This is a genomic window from Terrimesophilobacter mesophilus (assembly GCF_014200375.1).
GTDB lineage: Bacteria > Actinomycetota > Actinomycetes > Actinomycetales > Microbacteriaceae > Terrimesophilobacter > Terrimesophilobacter mesophilus.
In genome coordinates this window covers 1,145,826-1,164,596 of record NZ_JACHBP010000001.1, presented here as the reverse complement: position 1 = coordinate 1,164,596, position 18,771 = coordinate 1,145,826, and the positions used below count along the sequence as shown (strand labels likewise).

The following is an 18,771-nucleotide window of genomic DNA, read 5'->3' as shown; positions in this document are numbered from 1 at the left end:
GCAAAGGACCTTTTCATGGCGAAGATTTCAGACTCCATCGACACCGAGGCCGCTGAGGCAGCGGTGGACGGTGTCATCGACGATGCACCGGAGAGCTTCACGACCGAGACCCCGGCGGCGTCGGCACCGCGCGCGCCGCGCGCGGTCCTCAACGTCCCCGGCGCAGCGGTCGGCCGTCGCAAGCAGGCGATCGCCCGCGTGCGCCTCGTCCCCGGCACCGGCACGATCACGGTGAACGGTCGCGAGCTCGCGAACTACTTCCCCAACAAGCTGCACCAGCAGCTCATCAATGACCCGTTCAAGGTTCTCGACCTGATCGGCAGCTACGACGTCATCGCGCGCATCACGGGCGGTGGCCCCTCCGGCCAGGCCGGTGCGCTGCGCCTCGGTATCGCCCGCGCGCTCAACGAGATCGACCGTGAGAACAACCGCCCGGAGCTCAAGAAGGCCGGATTCCTCAGTCGCGATGCTCGCGTGATCGAGCGGAAGAAGGCTGGACTCAAGAAGGCCCGCAAGGCCCCTCAGTTCTCGAAGCGCTAGTCGGTACGGGCCGCACGGTCATGCCCCGGCTTTTCGGCACGGATGGAGTCCGGGGTCTCGCCAACGAGACCCTGACGGTGGAGTTGTCGCTCCGACTCGCCCAGGCCGCCGCGGTGGTTCTCGGCAAAGGTCGTTACGCTGACGGACGTCGCGCCTCCGGCAGGAGGCCGGTCGCCGTCCTCGCGCGAGACCCGCGCATCTCTGGGGAGTTCATCTCCGCATCGGTTGCGGCGGGCCTCGCGAGTTCGGGAGTGGACGTCTACGACGCAGGGGTCATCCCGACGCCGGCGCTCGCGTTCCTGGTCGCCGACTTCAACGCCGACTTCGGCGTCATGGTGTCCGCATCGCACAACCCTGCGCCGGACAACGGGATCAAGTTCTTCGCCTCCGGTGGGACAAAGCTCCCCGATGAGGTCGAGGACCGCATCGAGGCCGCTCTCGCCGAGCCGCCCATCGCGCCGAAGGGCGCGGAGGTCGGGCGCATCCGCCGGTTCGCCGACGCGGAGGACCGCTACCTCGTCCACCTGCTCGGCACGCTTCCGTCGCGCCTCGACGGCCTGCACGTCGTGCTCGACTGCGCGAACGGTGCGGCGTCGGGAGTGTCTCCGGATGCGTTCCGCGGTGCGGGCGCGACGCTCACCCTCATCGGTGCGGACCCGGACGGCGTCAACATCAACGACGGCGTCGGCTCGACCCACCTCGAGCAGCTCGCCCGGGCCGTTGTCGAACACGGAGCGGACATCGGCATCGCGCACGATGGCGACGCCGACCGGTGCCTTGCGGTGGACGCCGACGGCAATATCGTCGACGGCGACCAGATCATGGCGATCCTTGCCGTGTCGCTCAAGGAGCGCGGCATGCTCGCACAGGACACCCTCGTCGCCACCGTCATGAGCAACCTGGGGCTTCGCCTGGCGATGGAGGAATCCGGAATCGCCATGATCGAGACGAAGGTCGGCGACCGGTACGTGCTCGAGGCGCTCAACGAGCACCGGTTGAGCCTCGGCGGCGAACAGTCCGGCCACGTCATCATGACCGCCCATGCGACGACCGGCGATGGCATACTGACCGGCCTGCACCTCGTCGCCGAGATGGCACGCACCGGAAAGTCCCTCGCCGAACTGGCCGCGATCATGACCGTGTACCCGCAGATCATGGTCAACGTGAAGGATGTCGACCACGAGTCTCTCGGTGATGACGACACGATTGCGGCGGCCGTCGTCGTCGCACAGCAGAAGCTCGGCGACCGCGGACGCGTGCTGCTGCGCCCTTCAGGGACGGAGCCTCTCGTGCGCGTCATGGTGGAGGCATCCGACCAGGCGCTCGCCGACGAGATCGCACACTCCCTCGCCACGGTGGTGCGCAAGCGTCTCTCCCGCTGACCGTTCCCGCAGCGCGCCGGGCTACGTCTTGCGGAGAAGCACGGTGCTGACCGCGTGCTGCGTCTCCTTCCGTAGCACGAGCGTCGCACGCCCGCGCGTCGGCAGGATGTTCTGCACGAGGTTCGGCTCGTTGATACGGCTCCAGATGTCCCTGGCCTTCGCCCGCGCCTCCGCCTCGCTCAGATTCGCGAATCGGTGGAAGAACGACTGGGGGTCGGCGAAGGCGCCCTGTTGCAGCTTGAGGAACCGCTCCTCGTACCAGCGTGCGATGTCCGCGGTGCGGGCATCCACGTAGATCGTGAAATCGAAGAGGTCGCTCACGGCGAGTTTGCGGCCGGGTGCGGGGGGCTGCAGCACGTTGAGGCCCTCGACGATGAGGATGTCGGGGCGGTGGACGATGACCTCCTCGTCCCGCACGATGTCGTAGGTGAGATGAGAGTAGAGAGGAGCGCGCACCTCGTCCGCACCACTTTTGACCATCGTGACGAAGCGCAAGAGCGCCCGTCGGTCGTAGGCCTCCGGGAAGCCCTTGCGCTCCATGAGTCCGCGGCGTTCGAGTTCTGCATTGGGCCAGAGGAAGCCGTCTGTCGTCACGAGTTCGACGCGGGGTGTGTCCTCCCAGCGGGCAAGCAGTTCGCGCAGCACCCGCGCGATCGTCGACTTTCCCACCGCGACCGACCCGGCGATGCCGATCACGAACGGTGTGCTCTGGCTGCGTTGGCGAAGGAAGCTGCTCGTCGCGGCGTGCAGTCGTTTCGCGCCCACCGCGTAGAGGCTCACGAGCTTGCTGAGCGGAAGGTAGACCTCGGCGACCTCGTTGAGGTTGAGGACATCGCCGAGGCCCTGGAGTTCGACCAGTTCCTGTGCGGTGAGAGGCTGCTGCGTTGTGGGGGCGAGTTCCGCCCAGGCCGAGCGATCGATCTCGAGGAACGGACTCAGGTGTCCGTTTGCGGCGGCGGGCTCAGGCATCCAGAACAGACTACCCGTGCCGGGAAGGATCGGCCGCGGCGCGATCTTCCAACCGGGTGCCCTAAAATTCAGATCATGTGTGGAATTGTGGGCTACGTCGGAGGCAACCGCAGCGTGGAGGTGCTGCTGGGCGGCCTTCGTCGCCTCGAGTATCGCGGTTATGACTCCGCCGGCATCGCTGTGATCGGGGCGGACGGCGACCTCGGACTTCGCAAGCACGCCGGAAAGCTGCAGGTTCTCGTCGACGACGTCGAGGCGAACCCCGTCCAGGATGGCCCTACCGGCATCGGGCACACGCGCTGGGCGACGCACGGCGGCCCGACCGACGCGAACGCTCATCCGCATCTCGGCGATGACGGCAGGCTCGCTCTCATCCACAACGGCATCATCGAGAACTTCGCCGAACTCAAGGCCGAGCTGCTCACCGCGCATCCGGAGACCGTCTTCACGAGCGAGACCGACAGCGAGGTCGCGGCGCATCTCGTCGGTTATGCGTTCCGCGAGACGGGGGATGTCACCGAGGCGCTGCGCCGCGTGGTCGCCCAGCTGCACGGCGCATTCACCCTCCTCGTGTTGCACCGGGACCAGCCTGGCGTGGTCGTCGGCGCGCGCCGCAACTCGCCGCTCGTCATCGGGCTCGGCGATGGCGAGAACTTCCTCGGATCGGATGTCGCGGCCTTCGTCGAGTACACCCGAAGGGCGCTCGCGATCGGCCAGGACCAGGTGGTGACGATCACCGCGGAATCCGTGTCGGTGACCGACTTCGAAGGCAACCCGGTCGAGACCGAGGAGTTCGAGGTCACCTGGGATGCCTCCGCGGCCGAGAAGGGTGGCTGGTCGAGCTTCATGGCGAAGGAGATCAGCGAACAGCCGGAGGCGGTCGCGAACACGCTCCTCGGGCGCGTGGCCGACGGTGCAGTTCACATTCCAGAGCTCGACGGCTTCGACAACACCCTGCGCGGCGTCGAGCGCGTCGTCATCCTCGGCTGCGGAACGGCGGCCTACGCGGGCATGATCGGCAAGTACGCGATCGAGAAGTGGGCGAAGATCCCGGTTGAGGTCGACCTGTCGCACGAGTTCCGGTACCGGGAACCGGTCATCGACGACCGGACCCTCGTCATCTCGATCAGCCAGTCGGGCGAGACCATGGACACCCTCATGGCAGTCAAGTACGCGATCGAGGCCGGCGCGAAGACGATTTCGATCTGCAACACCCAGGGCGCCACGATCGCCCGAGAGTCGGATGCCGTGATCTACACGCACGCCGGCCCCGAGGTCGCCGTCGCCTCGACGAAGGCGCTCGTGGCGCAGGTCACTGCCATCTACCTGTTCGGACTGCACCTCGCGGGACTGCGGGGAACACTCAGTGCGGAGGAGGCATTCGTTCTTCTCACCGAGCTGCAGGCGGTGCCGGAAAAGCTTGCGACGGTCCTCGAACAGCACGCTGAGATCCGCGAGCTGGCCCACTGGATGTCGGACACCCGTTCCGTGCTGTTCCTCGGGCGACATGTCGGCTACCCGGTCGCGCTCGAAGGAGCCCTCAAACTCAAGGAGCTCGCCTACATCCATGCGGAGGGTTTCGCGGCGGGCGAACTCAAGCACGGGCCGATCGCGCTCATCGAGCCGGGCCAACCGGTGTTCGTGATCGTGCCGAGCCCTCGGGGCAAGGAGTCGCTTCACCCCAAAGTCGTGTCGAACATCCAGGAGATCCGAGCGCGCGGCGCCCGCGTTCTCGCGATCGCCGAAGCCGGTGACGCCGCCGTGCTGCCGTACGCGGACAAGGTGTTCACGATCCCGCTCGCCTCGACATTCTTCGAGCCGCTCCTGGCCTTCGCGCCGCTGCAGATCTTCGCGATGGAGCTCGCCGCCGCGAAGGGGCTCGATGTGGACCAGCCGCGCAACCTCGCCAAATCGGTGACGGTCGAGTAGCGCGGGTCGCTCATGGACCTCGGCGAAGGCACGTCCACATGATCATCGGAATCGGCGTCGACGTCGTGGACCTCGCACGTTTCGAGCGCGCGACCGCCCGCACGCCGAGACTCCTCGCGCGACTGTTCGCCGAGAGCGAACAGGTGCAGGGTCCCCGAAGGCTTGCCCTCTCGTCCCTCGCGGCGCGGTTCGCGGCGAAGGAGGCGCTCATCAAGGCTCTCGGCGACTCCACCGGCGTCCGCTGGCACGACATGTCCGTCGTCTCCGACGGGGAGCGGAATCCGGCCTTCTCGCTTCGCGGAGGCGTTGCGGCGATCGCGCAGGAGCGGGGCATCACGGACATCCACCTCTCCATGACCCATGACGCGGGGGTCGCCATCGCCTACGTCATCGCCGAGGCGCGATGACCTCCCGGCCACTGCGTGAGGCGACGATCGATCTCGACGCCATCTCCTCCAACGTCGAAACCCTGCGTCGTTCGGCCGGCACAGCGCACTTCCTCGCCGTCGTGAAGGCGGACGGGTACGGGCACGGAGCCGTGCCCGCCGCCCGTGCCGCGGTGGAAGGGGGTGCGGACTGGCTCGGCGTGATCGACTCCGCGGAGGCGCGAGTGCTTCGCTCTGCCGGGATCGGTTCGCCGATCCTGACCTGGCTTCACGGCCCCCTCGAGGATTTCGCGACTGCAGTGGAGGACGGGATCGACGTCGGAGTGAATTCACTCGCAGAACTCGAGCGCGCCGTGAGCGCGGGCGTGCGCAACATCCAGGTGAAGGTCGACACCGGACTGAGTCGCAATGGGGCGGTAGAGGGAACCTGGGAGGAACTCTTCTCGCGGGCGAGAAGTCTCGAACGCACGGCGGGTGCGCACATCCGGGGTATTTTCAGCCACCTCGCGAATGCCGGCACCGAATCGGATGATGCCCAGCGTTCAGCGTTCGACCGTGCGGTCACGATCGCCGCATCCGTCGGCATCGCGCCGGAGGTCGTGCACCTGTCGGCGACACTCGGCGCTCTCGCCGGCCCCGACGCCCGCTGCAACCTCGTGCGCGTCGGGCTCGGGTGTTACGGCCTGTCGCCGCTGGACGGCGTCTCAGCGCACTCGCTCGGTCTCACGCCGGCGATGGAACTGAGTGCCGAGGTCGTCTCCGTGAAGCGGGTCCCGGCCGGAGCGGGCGTCTCCTACGGCCACCGCTACCGGACGGACCGGGACACCACTCTCGCGCTCATCCCGCTCGGCTACGCGGATGGGATCCCGCGCCAGGCATCCGGGATGGGCCCTGTAACGATCAACCAGAGCCGATTCACCGTCGCGGGGGTCGTCGCGATGGACCAGATCATCGTCGACGTCGGCGACGCTGACGTGTCTGCAGGCGATCGCGCGGTCGTCTTCGGGGACCCCGAGCTCGGCGCACCGTCGGCCGACGAGTGGGCGGGGGCCGCGGGAACCATCAACTATGAGATCGTCTCCCGACTGGGGCACCGGGTCGAACGCCGATACGTCGGCGGTGTCGCGTGAGGATCTCCGTCGCCACCCCCGAGGAGATGGAGAAGCTCGGTGCTGCCATCGCAGGGCGACTGCGACCAGGCGACCTCGTGGCGCTCAACGGCGAACTCGGGGCGGGCAAGACGACGCTCGTCCGAGGTCTCGGCGCGGCACTGGGCGTCGCCGGGACCGTCGCGAGCCCCACCTTCGTGATCGCGCGAACGCATGCGAGAGGCACGGATGCTCCGCTCGTCCACGTCGACGCATACCGGCTGTCGAATCCGGCGGAGCTCGACGACCTCGACCTCGACTTCGAGGGTTCGATCGTCGTCGTCGAATGGGCTGCAGGAATGGTCGACGGCATGACCGACTCGTGGCTGGAAGTCGAGATCGTGCGACCCGCCATGGGAGGCACGGACGAGGCCGAGCCTCGCAGGGTCACCATCACGGGGCACGGCCCGCGATTCGCAGACTTTAAGCTGTAACCATGCTTCTCGCGATCGACACGTCGGCCGGGACGAGCGTGGCCGTCGTCGACCGGGACCGCGGTGTTCTCGCCGAGCGCTCGGTGGAGGACACCCGTCGCCACGCCGAGGTCATCGGAACGCTCATCCTCGAGTGCCTGGAGGCGTCCAGTGTCGCGGTCGAGACGCTCTCCGGCATCGCCGTCGGCATGGGACCGGGCCCATTCACCGGCCTGAGAGTGGGGATCGCAGCGGCGAATGCGTTCGCCTTCGGCGCCGGCAAGCCGGTCGTTCGCGTGGTGAGCCACGACGCTGTCGCATACGCCCACTACGTCGCGGCTGCCGCGAGCGCCTCCGGCATCGTGACGGGTGGCGGTGCCGACGCCACCCCGCTGCTCGTGACGACGGATGCGCGCCGCCATGAGCGCTACTGGAGCGCGTACAGCGGCGCCGACGAGTTCGCCCTGCCGATCCGAGTCCAGGGGCCGGGACTCCAGCGACCGGACGAGTTGCCCGAGGTGGTAACCGGCTATGACGGTTATCAGCGGTGGGATGCCGACTGGGTCTCCGCGGCATCCGTCGGCCTGCTCGCCGAGAGCCTGTACCTGCACCGCCGCGCGTTCGCCGGCGCCGAACCGCTCTACCTCCGCTCGCCCGACGTGACACCCTCCTCCGGTCCGAGGAGGGTGACGGCGTGACCTGGCAACTGCGTCACGCGGACGCTGGGGACCTCGAGGCGATCATGCAGCTGGAGACCTCCATCTTCGCGAACGACGCATGGTCGAGGGCGATCATGCGCGAGGAGCTGTCGAACCCGAACGCGTGGTACCTCGTCGCCTTCCGGCCGGAGACTCCGGGAGGCATCGACGCCTACGCCGGGGTGCTCGCGCCGCGTGGAGCGAAGGAGGCCGACATCCAGACCATCGCCGTCGCGGAGGCGGCCAGGCGCGGCGGGCTCGGTCGAACCGTCATGCTCACGCTCATCAACGAGGCGGTGAAGCGCGGTGCTGACGAGGTCTTCCTCGAGGTGCGCGCGGACAACCCCGGAGCTCGGGCCCTCTACCAGTCGCTCGGCTTCGAGGAACTGGCCGTGCGGGCGCGGTACTACCAGCCGGATGGCGTCGACGCGATCGTCATGCGCCTCGCGCCCGTTCCGCGCGGCGCAACGCTCGCCGCGCCAGAAGTCGGATCGCCGCATCCGGAACAACCGGAGCCGGGAGACGGGAACCGGGGAGGGGAGCGATCATGACAGCACCCCTCGTGCTCGGAATCGAGACCAGCTGCGACGAGACCGGCATCGGCATCGTGCGCGGGGATACCCTGCTGGCCAATGTCATCGCATCGTCGATGGACGAGCATGCGCGATACGGAGGGGTCGTCCCGGAGATCGCCGCGCGCGCCCACCTCGAAGCGTTCCAGCCCGCTCTTGCCGCGGCGCTCGCGGAGGCGGGCGTCACGCTCGAGGAGCTCGACGCGATCGCCGTCACGAGCGGCCCCGGCCTCTCCGGTGCGCTCATGGTCGGAATCGCTGCGGCGAAGGCCCTCGCGATCTCGCTCGACAAGCCGCTCTACGCCGTGAACCACCTCGTCGGCCACGTGGGGGCGGATGTCCTGCGAAGTCCCGTCGGCGACGCTCCCGTCACGCTGCAACCCTCAGCGCTCCCGGTCGCGACGTCCGGCCCACTCGAGTACCCCACCATCGCCCTCCTCGTGTCCGGCGGTCACACCTCACTCCTCCTCGTGCGCGACCTGGTCTCGGATGTCGAACTGCTCGGCGAGACGATCGACGACGCGGCGGGCGAGGCCTTCGACAAGGTCGCGCGACTACTCGGACTCCCGTATCCCGGTGGGCCCGAGATCGACCGTGCAGCGGCCGGTGGCGACCCGAACGCCATCCGGTTCCCGCGAGGGCTCAGCCTTCCCAAGGATCTCGAGAAGCACCGTTACGACTTCTCCTTCTCCGGGCTCAAGACCGCCGTCGCCCGGCACGTCGAACGGTTGCGCGACGCGGGCGAGGACGTACCGACCCCGGACATCGCCGCGAGTTTCCGCGAAGCGGTCGTCGACGTTCTGCTCAGGAAAGCACTCGCGGCATGCGGCGATCTCGGCGTGCCCAGACTGCTCCTCGGCGGGGGAGTGGTCGCCAATGCGCGGCTGCGCCAGGTCGCGACAGAGCGGTGCGCCGAGGAGGGCATCGAGCTGCGCATCCCGCCCCTCTCGCTGTGCACGGACAACGGCGCGATGATCGCCGCGCTCGGCTCCCAGTTGATCCTGGCAGGGCATGCGCCATCCGGCATGGACTTCGGGGCTGACTCCACGATGCCGGTCACCGAGATCCAGGTCTGACCCGCAACGGTCGGCCACGTATCTGAGGTGAGCACAGGGTTCTCGCGTTGACACGACCCATACTCAATGCCACTATGGGCACGTTCGGAACTACGACCGGACGGCGAATCGCGCCACAACTCGAGATTTCGGGAGAATCATGACCGACCCCACAGTGCCAGACCAGACTCCGGTTCCGCCTACGCCGCCGGCTGCTCCTTACAACGCGGGCCCAGCGAAGCCTTCGACGATCCTCAGCCTCCTGTCGATGATCGGCGGCATCGTCGGTCTCGTACTGTCCTGCTGCTTCGGGGCCGGATTCCTCTTCGCCGTCGCCGGCATCGTCCTCGGGCACATCGGCAAGAAGAAGGAGAACGCCAAGGGCATGGCGACGACCGGTATGATCACCGGCTACATCGGCGCCGCGCTCGCGATCCTCATGTGGATCCTGCTGCTCGCCGCGCCGGCGATGCTGTCCTTCCTCCCGTGGACCTCCTACACGAGCTCACTCACCTACCCGTAATCGACTACGCGTCCGCGCGCATCCCGTCGCCACTCGGTTGACGGGATGCGCGCGTTGCCAACGCGCCAGACCTCCGGCCGGATGCGCCGCACAACACCCAGAGAGCCATGCCGACAGATCCAGAAAGCGACGTGCCGGTTCCGCCCACGCCGTACACTCCCGTCCCGCCGGCCGCAACCCCGCCGCCACCTCCTGCCCCGACGCCATACGCCGCGGTCCCGTATCCCATGGGAGCCCAGAAGCCGCCGACCATCCTGAGCCTCCTGGCGATGATCTTCGGGATCGTGGGGGTCGTGCTGTCGTGTTGCTACGGTGCGGGGTTCCTGTTCTCGGTCGCAGGGATCGTGCTCGGGCACCTCGGCCTCAAGCGCGAGTCCGCCCGGGGGATGGCCCTCGCAGGAACGATCACCGGCTATGTGGGGGCGGGCGCATCCATCATCTTCTGGATTCTGCTCTTCGCCCTCGCGCTGTCGCCGCTGCTGGCCCTGCCGTTCATCGCGAGCTCGGGGAGCTGACTCTTCGGGCCCGCCTGACCGGGCCCGTCCTGCAGGGTCGGCGCAGCCGGCTCAGTGCGGCAGGAGCAGGTTCCGGATGACCGCGCTCCACAGGGTCGCACCGATCGCGATCGCCGCGGCAGCCCAGTACAGCCAGCGGGAGGTCCGCTCGGCTCCCCGCTTTCCGATCAGGATGCCGACGAGGGCTATCGCGACCGAAAGGTAGCCCGCGACGACGAGCGGGTTCATCGCGATGGACGTGGCTATATCGCCGTGGAGGAGCGAGTACATGGCGCGGGTCCCGCCGCAGCCGGGGCACTGGATGCCGAAATAGTGGAGCAGCGGGCAGGCCGGGAAGATCGTCTGGCTGTACGGGTCGCGACCGGCGAAGAACGCATACGCACCCGCGTGCAGGGCGACGACGCCGGCCCCGACACTCAGAGAGACGACGTGACGTCGCGTCCAATCCACTGCACCGTGCAACCGCATGGGAGCCAACCTACGCCGGAATTCCCGCGCCGGAAAGTCCACTCGGCATCCCGATCGGCCTCAGCGCGCAGGCCCGGCGCCGCCCCCGGGGATGCCGGGCCGTCATGACCGCTCGGCCAGGAGCGCCATGCGCTTCCCGGCCACCCGCGTGAGGATGAGTGTCGCGGCATTCGGCCCCTTCGGCGACAGCGTCTTTCGCAGGGCTGCCGGGTCTACATCCACCCCCCGCTTCTTGATCTCCAGGGTTCCGATGCGCCGCGCCGCCACGAGCTTCGCAAGCCTCTTCACATCGAAGGGCAGGGAGTCGGTGACTCGGAAGCACGTCGCGAACGGGGTGGCGGACGCGGTGTCGGCCGTGAACCAGGCGATGCCGTCGCTCGCCATCCGTCCGCCGAGGTCCCGCACGAGCTGCCCGATGAGTCGCGCGCGGATGACGGCCCCGTCCGGTTCGTAGAGGTACTCCCCGAGCGGGCCCACGTCGGCATCCACGCTGTCCTCGGCCGCGGCGAGCTCGGCGCGCGTGGTCCCCGCGATGACGGTCGCCACCCTCCGGATGCCGGGCCGGGCGAGTGCGCCGAACCAGAGGACGAGCTCGACGACGTCTCCGTCGACGGAGATCCACTGCGCCTCACAGCCTGCCGGAATGAGATCACGGTCGATGCCCGGCCCGAGCTTGATGCCGGTCGGAACACGGCCCGCGATCGCGAAGGCGTCATCGAGGGACGGGGACCAGTCCTCCGGATTCCGCGACCTCCGGATGGTGTGCCCGCTCGCGGTCACCCTCCTGGCCGGGTCGAGCCACGCCCCGTCGTATTCCTCGACGCGGATCGAGTCGGCGCTCGCGTTGACGACCTCGGCGTTCGCCCATGGTGCGAGGTTGTATGCGGCGAGCGCCGCCGTGACCTCGTCGCGCTCGACCCCGGTGACCTCGAGATCGAGGGCCGCCATGGCGAGCGCGTCCCCGCCGATTCCGCAGCCGAGGTCCACGATGCGCCGGAGGCCGTTGGAGCGGAACCGCTGGGCGTGCAGCGCGGCGACCGAGAGCCGGGTGGCCTGTTCGAGGCCCGCCTCGGTGAACAGCATCCGGTCGGCGAAGTCATCGAACTTGGTCGCTGCGCGTCGCCTCAGACGAGACTGGGTGAGAACAGCGGCGACGAGCTCGGGAGAGTGCCCTGCGGCGCGGAGGACGCTCACCGTGTGCACGACATCCGCGGTGGAGTCGTAGTGCGGGAGCGAGTCGAGCAGGCGGAGCCCCTCCGGGGAGAGGAGCGTGACGAGCTCTGCGGCGTCCATCGCCCCATTCTCGCATCGCGGTCGAATTGGCACTCACGTTGCATGAGTGCCAGCGTCACGAGTACAGTTGTTCTGGCACACTCGCAGTGAGAGTGCTAACCCACGAATTTTTCACGTGTAAGAAAGAAGAGGTCAACCGTGTCGGTGTCCATCAAGCCGCTCGAGGATCGCATTGTCATCAAGCAGGTCGATGCAGAACAGGTCACAGCATCCGGTCTCGTCATTCCTGACACCGCGAAAGAGAAGCCGCAGGAGGGCGAGGTCATCGCCGTCGGTCCCGGACGCATCGATGACAACGGCAACCGCGTCCCGCTCGACATCGCTGTGGGTGACAAGGTCATCTACTCGAAGTACGGCGGCACCGAGGTCAAGTTCGGTGGAGACGACCTTCTCGTCCTCTCCGCGCGCGACGTCCTCGCGGTGGTCGTCCGCTAGCCAAACGCTCCAACGAAGGCCCGTCGACTGGTTCGGCGGGCCTTCGTCATGGCCGTAGAGTGAACCCGATGTCCCAATCACAGCCCACGACGGCCCCTGCCTTCGAGCAGCGAGGCGGCATGCTGTTCGCATTCGCCGCATACGGGTTCTGGGGCTTCATGCCCATCTACTTCCTCGTGCTGGCGCCCGCGGGTCCGTTCGAGATCGTCGCCTGGCGGGTGCTGTTCTCGGTCATCTTCTGCGCACTCATCATCCTGGTGATGCGAAGCTGGGGGGCGCTGCGCAGGCTCCTGCGCGATCGCAGGACCATGCTGACTCTCGGTCTGGCCGGCGTGCTCGTGTTCATCAACTGGCAGGTGTACGTCATCGCGGTCGTGTCGGGGCGGGTGAACGAGGCGGCGCTCGGATACTTCATCAACCCGATCGTGACCGTCCTGCTCGGAGTGATCGTGCTGCACGAGAGGCTGCGGGTGACCCAGTGGGTCGCCGTCGGTGTGAGTGGAGTCGCGGTCATCGTCCTCGCCGTGAACTACGGCTCGTTCCCCTGGATCTCACTCGCCCTGGCGTTCTCCTTCGGCCTGTACGGCCTCGCGAAGAAGCGGGTCGGCCCGAGAGTGGATGCCGTGACCGGCCTCGCCGTCGAGACCGCCTGGCTTACTCCCATAGCCATCGTGCAACTCGTCTTCGTCGGGGCGACGACCGGAGTCGTGTTCGGAACCGCGGGGGTGGCGAACACCGTCCTCCTGGCGGCTGCAGGCATTGTCACCTCGGTTCCGCTCCTGCTCTTCGCGGCGGCGGCCAGACGTCTTCCGCTCATCGTCATCGGTTTCGTCCAGTACCTCACGCCGATACTCCAGTTCCTCATCGGGACGTTCATCCTGCACGAGGCGATGCCGCTCGAGCGGTGGATCGGATTCTCGCTCGTGTGGCTGGCCCTCGTCATCCTGAGCACCGATATGGTCCACCACACCCGCTCGGTCCGACGCGCCTCACCGCTGCCGGGCTGATGCTTCGGTAGTCTTCACGCGTGCCGCACCGTACTTCCGCCTCCACCCTGCGGATGCGCGCGCTCATCGCGGTCGCCATCGGCTCGCTGTGCGCGGGACTTGCGGCGTGCGCGCCTGAGCCCATGCCGGTTCCGACCACGGCCAGCCCGAGCCCGTCCGCGACGCCCCGCGGCGACGGGGTTCTCAGGATCGGCACGCTGTTTCCCACGACCGGGAGTACGAGTTTCCTCGCCCGCGCCCAGGACGCGGGCGTCGAACTGGCCGTCCGGGAGATCAACGAAGCGGGTGGGGTCAACGGGAAGCCGGTCGTGGCCTATCACCGCGACTCCGGCGACGCATCCTCCACGAAGGCGGAGAAGTCCTTCGACGATCTCATGGCCAAGAAGGCCGACGTCATCATCGGCCCATCGTCATCCGTGCTCGCGGAGAGGCTGCTGCCCAGGGCGGTGGCCGCCGGGGTCGCGATGATCTCCCCGTCGGCGACGAGTCCGGCCCTCACCGGGCTGCAGGACAACGGGCTGCTGTTCCGCACGATCCCCTCCGAAGCCCTCGAGGGGGCCGCCCTTGCCGAGGTGGCGGGGAAGGATCACAAGGTCGCGATCATCTACTACACGGATGACGTCGGTCGCGCCGTCCGCGACCAGCTCGCGCAGGGTCTCACCGAAGTCGGCGGCACGCTCGTGGCCAAGGTCGGGTTCTCCGAGACGACGAACGACGCGGACAAGATCATCTCGGTGGTCAACGCGGCCGAGCCGGATGTCATCGTGCTCGTCAGTCCGTTCAGTGCCATGACCAAGAACAAGGCGATCCTTCTGGCATTGACCAAGGCGGAACTGGGTGGAGCGAAGCTGTGGCTGACGAGCCAGAATCTGGCCGACTACTCCCAGGCGCTGCCGAAGGGGACGCTCGAGAACGTCAACGGGATCCTGGAGGGTGCCATCCCGGATGCCGCGTTCCAGAAGCGGGTGAAGAGCGCAGACCCCGCGGTGAAGGACTTCCGCTACGCCGCGGAGGCGTATGACGCCACGATCCTCGCCGCGCTCGCTGCGACCGTGGCCGGCGACGACAGCGGGCGATCCGTCGCCGCCGCGCTGACCGCGGTGTCGTCCGGCGGGATCAAGTGCACGAGTTACGGTGAGTGCCTCGACGTCCTCAAGACGAGAACCGACATCGACTACGACGGCATTTCGGGACCGATCGGTTTCGACACGGCCGGCGACCCGCATCCGGCGACCTACGGGATCTACCGCTACGGATCGAACAACAAGTTCTCGTTCGTCTCGACCGTCATCGCCGGTTGAATCGCGCGATCGTCGACTGATTGCTCTACCCCCGGTCGGGGGTGATTCAGGTCACGAAAGGTAACGATTCGGCTGTGTTACCCGCCTGTAACCCCCAGTGGTGGAGTTGGACTCCGATAGTCAATACCCTTACAGGAACGCCAGAGAGATTCTGTCGTGTCAGCACATTCGAAACGCAAGGAGCAACATGAGCGTATTCGCGAAGGCCTCGGCCTCCCGCCCGAAGGGACTGAAGTCGGTTCTCGGAAGCATCGCTGTTGTCGGAGTTGGAGCACTGGTTCTCAGTGGCTGCACGCCGGCAGACACCGGTGGAGACAAGGGCCCCACGCAGGACCTCACTCTGAAGATCGGCACCCTGCTTCCGCAGACCGGTAACCTCGCATTCCTCGGCCCGCCCGAGGAAGGTGGCGTCGCCCTCGCCGTCAAGGAGATCAACGAGGCGAAGATGGGTATCACCATCGACGTCACGTATGGTGACTCGGGCGACCCCGACAACAAGGCATATGCCACGACGGTTCCGAACCTCCTCAGCGAGGGTGTTTCGGCCATCGTCGGCGCAGCGGCATCCGGTGTGTCCAAGCTCGTGATCGACCAGATCACCGGTGCGGGCGTCATCGAGTTCTCGCCGGCCAACACATCCCCGGACTTCACGACGTGGGATGACAACAACCTGTACTGGCGTACAGCTCCGTCCGACCTCCTCCAGGGTGAGGTTCTGGGTAACCTGATTGCTGCCGACGGCGCCAGCACGCTGGGCATCCTCGCCATCAACGACGCCTACGGCACCGGCCTCCAGAAGGTCACCGACAAGACGTTCACGGAAGCGGGCGGCAAGGTTGTGGCCACCGAGTTCTACAACACGGGTGACACCACCTTCACGTCGCAGATCTCGACGATCATGGCGCAGAAGCCGGACGCGATCGCTCTCATCACCTTCGATGAGGCGCTCACGATCATCCCCGCGCTGAAGGATGCCGGATTCGACACCAGCAAGCTGTACCTGGTTGATGGAAACCTCAAGCAGTACGGCGACCAGCTCCCGGCAGGCGTCATGACCGGTGCCAAGGGTACGACCCCTGGTCCCGTGCTGACTGACGACTTCCAGCAGCGCGTCAAGGCTGCGTACTCCGAGGCCAACAACGGCAAGGACATGGGCGATGACTTCAGCTATGCAGCTGAGTCGTACGACGCCGTCGTGCTCCTCGCACTGGCTGCTCTCGCGGCCAAGTCGGTCAAGGGTGCAGACATCGCGACCAAGCTGCAGGAAGTCTCCGGCGGCTCGGGCAACGGTGAGAAGGCGACCGACTTCAAGTCGGCGGCCACGATCATCAACGGTGGCGGAGTCGTGGACTACGACGGCTACTCCGGTGGCGTCAAGTTCGACGACGCCGGCGACCCGACGGAAGCGACCATTGGTATCTTCCAGTACGACGCAACCAACCACCACAAGCGCATCAACTGAGTTGACGCACTGAAGTGAGGAAGGCCCCGACCGCAAGGTCGGGGCCTTTCGACTGTTCAGGTCCGGTTACGCGGCGTCCTCGCCGAGCGTACCGAGGTAGAGGCTGATGACCTTCGGATCGTGCAGCAGATCGCGCCCCGTGCCCGTGTAGGCATCCGTGCCCTGGTCGAGGACGTACGCGCGGTCGCAGAGCTGCAGGCAGCGCCGTGCGTTCTGCTCGACCATGATCGTGGTCACTCCAGCCTTGTTGATGTCGGAGACGCGGATGAAGGCCTCGTCCTGGCGCACGGGTGACAGGCCGGCAGACGGCTCGTCGAGGAGCAGCACGTGCGGTTCCATCATGAGAGCGCGCGACATCGCCACCATCTGGCGCTCACCGCCGGAGAGCGAGCCTGCACGCTGCTTCAGGCGGGTGGTGAGCTCCGAGAAGATCGAGCTGACGAACTCGAGGCGCTCGTCGTAGATCTTCGGGTTCTGATAGAGCCCCATCTGAAGGTTCTCTTCGATCGTGAGGCTCGGGAACACGTTGTCGTTCTGCGGGACATAGCCCACTCCGCGCGCGACGAGCTTGTTCGCCCGCAGGCCGGTGATGTCCTCGCCGTTCAGGACGATTCGTCCTCCGCGGATCTTCACCTGGCCGAAGATCGCCTTGAGCAGCGTCGACTTTCCGGCGCCGTTCGGTCCGATGATGCCGATGAGTTCGCCCTGCTTCGCGGTGAGCGAGCAGTTGTTCAGGATGTTGACCCCCGGGAGGTAGCCCGCGGTCAGATCCTCGACGCTGACGACGAGTTGGGCGTTGTCCGCTGCGTTCACTTCTTCTTCTCCTTGACGACCCCTACGCGGCCCGTGACGACTCCGATGTCGCTGTCGAGGTGGCTGCCCAGGTAGGCATCGATGACGGCGGGGTTCTTCATGACGACATCCGGTGGCCCCTCGGCGACGACCCGACCCTCGGCCATCACGATGACCCAGTCCGAGATGTGGCGCACCATGTGCATGTCGTGTTCGACGAAGAGCACGGTCATGCCCTCCGCCTTGAGTCCGAGGATGTGGTCCAGGAGCGACTGCGTGAGCGCGGGGTTGACACCGGCCATGGGCTCGTCGAGCATGACGAGCGTCGGATCGCTCATGAGCGCGCGGGCCATCTCCAGGAGTTTCCGCTGGCCGCCGGAGAGCTCCGCCGCGAAGTCATCCTGTTTCGCGTCGAGCTTGAACCGCTCGAGGAGCTTCAGCGCCTTCTGCTCGATCTCGTCATCCTGTTTGCGCCACAGCCACGGCAGGAGCGACACCCAGAAGTTCTCGCCGGCCTGGCCCTTCGCGCCGAGCTTCATGTTCTCGAGCACCGTGAGCATCGCGAGGGCCTTCGTGAGCTGGAATGTGCGCACCTGGCCCATGCGGCTCGTCTTGAAGGCCGGCACGCCGGCCAGCGCCTTCCCGTCGAAGCTCCAGCTGCCCGTGTCCGGCTTGTCGAAGCCGGTGAGCAGGTTGAACAGCGTCGTCTTGCCTGCGCCGTTCGGGCCGATGAGGGCAGTGATCGCGTTGCGCGGGATCTCGAGGTGTTCGACGTCGACGGCCTTCAGGCCACCGAAACTGCGGGTGATGTTGTCGGCGACGATGATCGGATCCACCTTGGGGACACCGGGTCGGATCTCTCCGACGTGGAGCCCTGTCGATCGCGTGGTGTTGGTGTCAGCGGGCATTGAAGGTCAACTCCTTCTTGTTGCCGAGGATTCCCTGCGGTCTGAATACCACGATGAGCATGAGTGCGATGCCCACGAGGATGTAGCGCGCGATGCTCGCCTGCGCGTTCGTCATGAACGGCAGCCAGCCGGCGTCCGCCATGCGGGGGAGCACGTTCGCGAGGAACGACATGATGATCCAGAACAGGACGGACCCGACGACCGGCCCGAAGATCGTCGCGGCGCCGCCGAGGAGGAGCACCGTCCAGAGGAAGAACGTGAGCGACGGCACGTAGGCTCCGGGGACGACCGCGGAGGGGAGCGCGAAGACGACACCGCCCAGGGAGCCGAACACGCCACCGAGGATGAGCGCCTGCATCTTGTAGGAGAAGACGTTCTTGCCGAGCGCGCGCACGGCATCCTCGTCCTCACGGATTCCCTTGACGACGCGGCCCCACGGGCTGCGCATGAGAAGCCAGGTGAGCAGGATGACGACGGCCAGCAGCAGGATACCGAAGATCCGTACCCACCAGTCGGTCTCGTTGTAGGTGAACGGGCCGAAGCCGTAGACCCCCTTGGGGATCGGGTTCGCCGCGCGGAAGCCCTCGTGGTAGCCGCCGAGGCCATCCGCGGAGTTCGTGAACGCATCGAACACCGTTGTCTGGAACAGCAGACGGACGACTTCCGCTGCCGCGATCGTCGCGATGGCGAGATAGTCGGCGCGGAGACGAAGCGTCGGGATACCGAGGATCAATGCGAAGACGACCGAGGCGGCCATCCCGACGAGGATGCCTGCCCACCAGGGGAAGCCGAAGCTCAGGATCGAGATGGCGTAGCCGTAGGCGCCGAGAGCCATGAACCCGGCCTGCCCGAAGTTGAGGAGTCCGGCGTAGCCGAAATGCACCGCGAGGCCGACCGTTGCCAGCGCATAGGCGATGGTCTCCGGGCTGATGATCCAGACGACGGTGTTGGAGAAGATTGCGCCCCAGTCCATGA

21 protein-coding genes are annotated in these 18,771 nt (G+C 66.9%); 15 read left to right on the top strand and 6 right to left on the bottom strand.

Going from position 1 to position 18,771, the window contains the following annotated elements; translation table 11 throughout:
- Positions 1-15 precede the first annotated feature (15 nt).
- Both rpsI and glmM read left to right on the top strand, forming a co-directional pair.
- A complete protein-coding gene (rpsI, locus tag BKA04_RS05705; protein WP_104095543.1) occupies positions 16-540 on the top strand; it encodes a 30S ribosomal protein S9 in 525 nt (174 codons plus the stop codon).
- Positions 541-560: 20 nt separating this feature from the next.
- On the top strand, positions 561-1,922 hold the full coding sequence (gene glmM, locus BKA04_RS05700) for a phosphoglucosamine mutase (RefSeq protein ID WP_104095542.1): 1,362 nt from the start codon (positions 561-563) through the stop codon (positions 1,920-1,922).
- 21 nt (positions 1,923-1,943) lie between these two features.
- Here the strand turns inward: glmM and coaA are convergent, their stop codons facing one another.
- Positions 1,944-2,891, bottom strand: a complete 948-nt coding sequence (coaA, locus tag BKA04_RS05695; RefSeq protein WP_104095541.1) for a type I pantothenate kinase — start codon at positions 2,889-2,891, stop codon at positions 1,944-1,946.
- Between the two features lie 75 nt (positions 2,892-2,966).
- Between coaA and glmS the strand changes: the two genes are divergently transcribed.
- The 9 genes from glmS (at position 2,967) to BKA04_RS05650 (ending at position 10,130) form a co-directional block, all read left to right on the top strand.
- A complete protein-coding gene (gene glmS, locus BKA04_RS05690; RefSeq protein WP_104095540.1) occupies positions 2,967-4,820 on the top strand; it encodes a glutamine--fructose-6-phosphate transaminase (isomerizing) in 1,854 nt (617 codons plus the stop codon).
- Positions 4,821-4,858: 38 nt separating this feature from the next.
- Positions 4,859-5,227: a holo-ACP synthase gene (locus BKA04_RS05685; RefSeq protein ID WP_104095539.1), complete on the top strand. Its 369-nt coding sequence runs from the start codon at positions 4,859-4,861 to the stop codon at positions 5,225-5,227.
- Positions 5,224-6,336: an alanine racemase gene (gene alr, locus BKA04_RS05680; protein ID WP_104095538.1), complete on the top strand. Its 1,113-nt coding sequence runs from the start codon at positions 5,224-5,226 to the stop codon at positions 6,334-6,336. Before BKA04_RS05685 ends, alr begins: the two co-directional genes overlap by 4 nt.
- Positions 6,333-6,788, top strand: a complete 456-nt coding sequence (gene tsaE / locus BKA04_RS05675; protein WP_325052428.1) for a tRNA (adenosine(37)-N6)-threonylcarbamoyltransferase complex ATPase subunit type 1 TsaE — start codon at positions 6,333-6,335, stop codon at positions 6,786-6,788. The genes alr and tsaE overlap by 4 nt, the downstream gene beginning before the upstream one ends.
- Positions 6,789-6,790: 2 nt before the next feature.
- The gene (gene tsaB, locus BKA04_RS05670) at positions 6,791-7,465 is read left to right on the top strand and encodes a tRNA (adenosine(37)-N6)-threonylcarbamoyltransferase complex dimerization subunit type 1 TsaB (RefSeq protein ID WP_104095537.1); all 675 of its coding nucleotides are present in this window, start codon (positions 6,791-6,793) and stop codon (positions 7,463-7,465) included.
- Complete coding sequence (rimI, locus tag BKA04_RS05665; protein ID WP_167309680.1) at positions 7,462-8,016, top strand: ribosomal protein S18-alanine N-acetyltransferase; 555 nt, start codon at positions 7,462-7,464, stop codon at positions 8,014-8,016. The genes tsaB and rimI overlap by 4 nt, the downstream gene beginning before the upstream one ends.
- Positions 8,013-9,113, top strand: coding sequence for a tRNA (adenosine(37)-N6)-threonylcarbamoyltransferase complex transferase subunit TsaD (gene tsaD / locus BKA04_RS05660; RefSeq protein ID WP_104095536.1), 1,101 nt, complete (start codon positions 8,013-8,015; stop codon positions 9,111-9,113). Before rimI ends, tsaD begins: the two co-directional genes overlap by 4 nt.
- Before the next feature lie 139 nt (positions 9,114-9,252).
- Complete coding sequence (locus tag BKA04_RS05655; protein ID WP_134542243.1) at positions 9,253-9,615, top strand: DUF4190 domain-containing protein; 363 nt, start codon at positions 9,253-9,255, stop codon at positions 9,613-9,615.
- 107 nt (positions 9,616-9,722) lie between these two features.
- On the top strand, positions 9,723-10,130 hold the full coding sequence (locus tag BKA04_RS05650; protein ID WP_104095534.1) for a DUF4190 domain-containing protein: 408 nt from the start codon (positions 9,723-9,725) through the stop codon (positions 10,128-10,130).
- Between the two features lie 51 nt (positions 10,131-10,181).
- Here BKA04_RS05650 and BKA04_RS05645 read toward each other — a convergent pair whose 3' ends face one another.
- Both BKA04_RS05645 and BKA04_RS05640 read right to left on the bottom strand, forming a co-directional pair.
- Positions 10,182-10,598 carry a DUF2752 domain-containing protein gene (locus BKA04_RS05645; RefSeq protein WP_104095533.1) on the bottom strand — a complete coding sequence of 139 codons (417 nt, stop codon included), beginning with the start codon at positions 10,596-10,598 and terminating at the stop codon, positions 10,182-10,184.
- A gap of 102 nt (positions 10,599-10,700) precedes the next feature.
- The gene (locus BKA04_RS05640; RefSeq protein WP_104095532.1) at positions 10,701-11,891 is read right to left on the bottom strand and encodes a class I SAM-dependent methyltransferase; all 1,191 of its coding nucleotides are present in this window, start codon (positions 11,889-11,891) and stop codon (positions 10,701-10,703) included.
- Between the two features lie 138 nt (positions 11,892-12,029).
- Between BKA04_RS05640 and groES the strand changes: the two genes are divergently transcribed.
- The 4 genes from groES to BKA04_RS05620 all read left to right on the top strand — a co-directional run bounded on the left by groES (position 12,030) and on the right by BKA04_RS05620 (position 16,096).
- The gene (gene groES, locus BKA04_RS05635; RefSeq protein WP_104095531.1) at positions 12,030-12,326 is read left to right on the top strand and encodes a co-chaperone GroES; all 297 of its coding nucleotides are present in this window, start codon (positions 12,030-12,032) and stop codon (positions 12,324-12,326) included.
- Positions 12,327-12,394: 68 nt separating this feature from the next.
- Entirely contained in the window at positions 12,395-13,333 is a 939-nt protein-coding gene (rarD, locus tag BKA04_RS05630) for an EamA family transporter RarD (RefSeq protein ID WP_104095530.1), read from the top strand.
- A gap of 20 nt (positions 13,334-13,353) precedes the next feature.
- Positions 13,354-14,634 carry an ABC transporter substrate-binding protein gene (locus BKA04_RS05625; RefSeq protein WP_104095529.1) on the top strand — a complete coding sequence of 427 codons (1,281 nt, stop codon included), beginning with the start codon at positions 13,354-13,356 and terminating at the stop codon, positions 14,632-14,634.
- 187 nt (positions 14,635-14,821) lie between these two features.
- Positions 14,822-16,096, top strand: coding sequence for an ABC transporter substrate-binding protein (locus BKA04_RS05620; protein WP_104095528.1), 1,275 nt, complete (start codon positions 14,822-14,824; stop codon positions 16,094-16,096).
- 66 nt (positions 16,097-16,162) lie between these two features.
- Here BKA04_RS05620 and BKA04_RS05615 read toward each other — a convergent pair whose 3' ends face one another.
- Genes BKA04_RS05615 through BKA04_RS05605 form a run of 3 tightly spaced genes read right to left on the bottom strand, consistent with a single transcriptional unit; the run spans position 16,163 to position 18,769 of the window.
- A complete protein-coding gene (locus BKA04_RS05615; RefSeq protein ID WP_104095527.1) occupies positions 16,163-16,909 on the bottom strand; it encodes an ABC transporter ATP-binding protein in 747 nt (248 codons plus the stop codon).
- Entirely contained in the window at positions 16,906-17,796 is an 891-nt protein-coding gene (locus BKA04_RS05610) for an ABC transporter ATP-binding protein (protein ID WP_104095526.1), read from the bottom strand. The genes BKA04_RS05615 and BKA04_RS05610 overlap by 4 nt, the downstream gene beginning before the upstream one ends.
- The gene (locus tag BKA04_RS05605) at positions 17,786-18,769 is read right to left on the bottom strand and encodes a branched-chain amino acid ABC transporter permease (RefSeq protein WP_104095525.1); all 984 of its coding nucleotides are present in this window, start codon (positions 18,767-18,769) and stop codon (positions 17,786-17,788) included. Before BKA04_RS05605 ends, BKA04_RS05610 begins: the two co-directional genes overlap by 11 nt.
- Between the last annotated feature and the right edge of the window lie 2 nt (positions 18,770-18,771).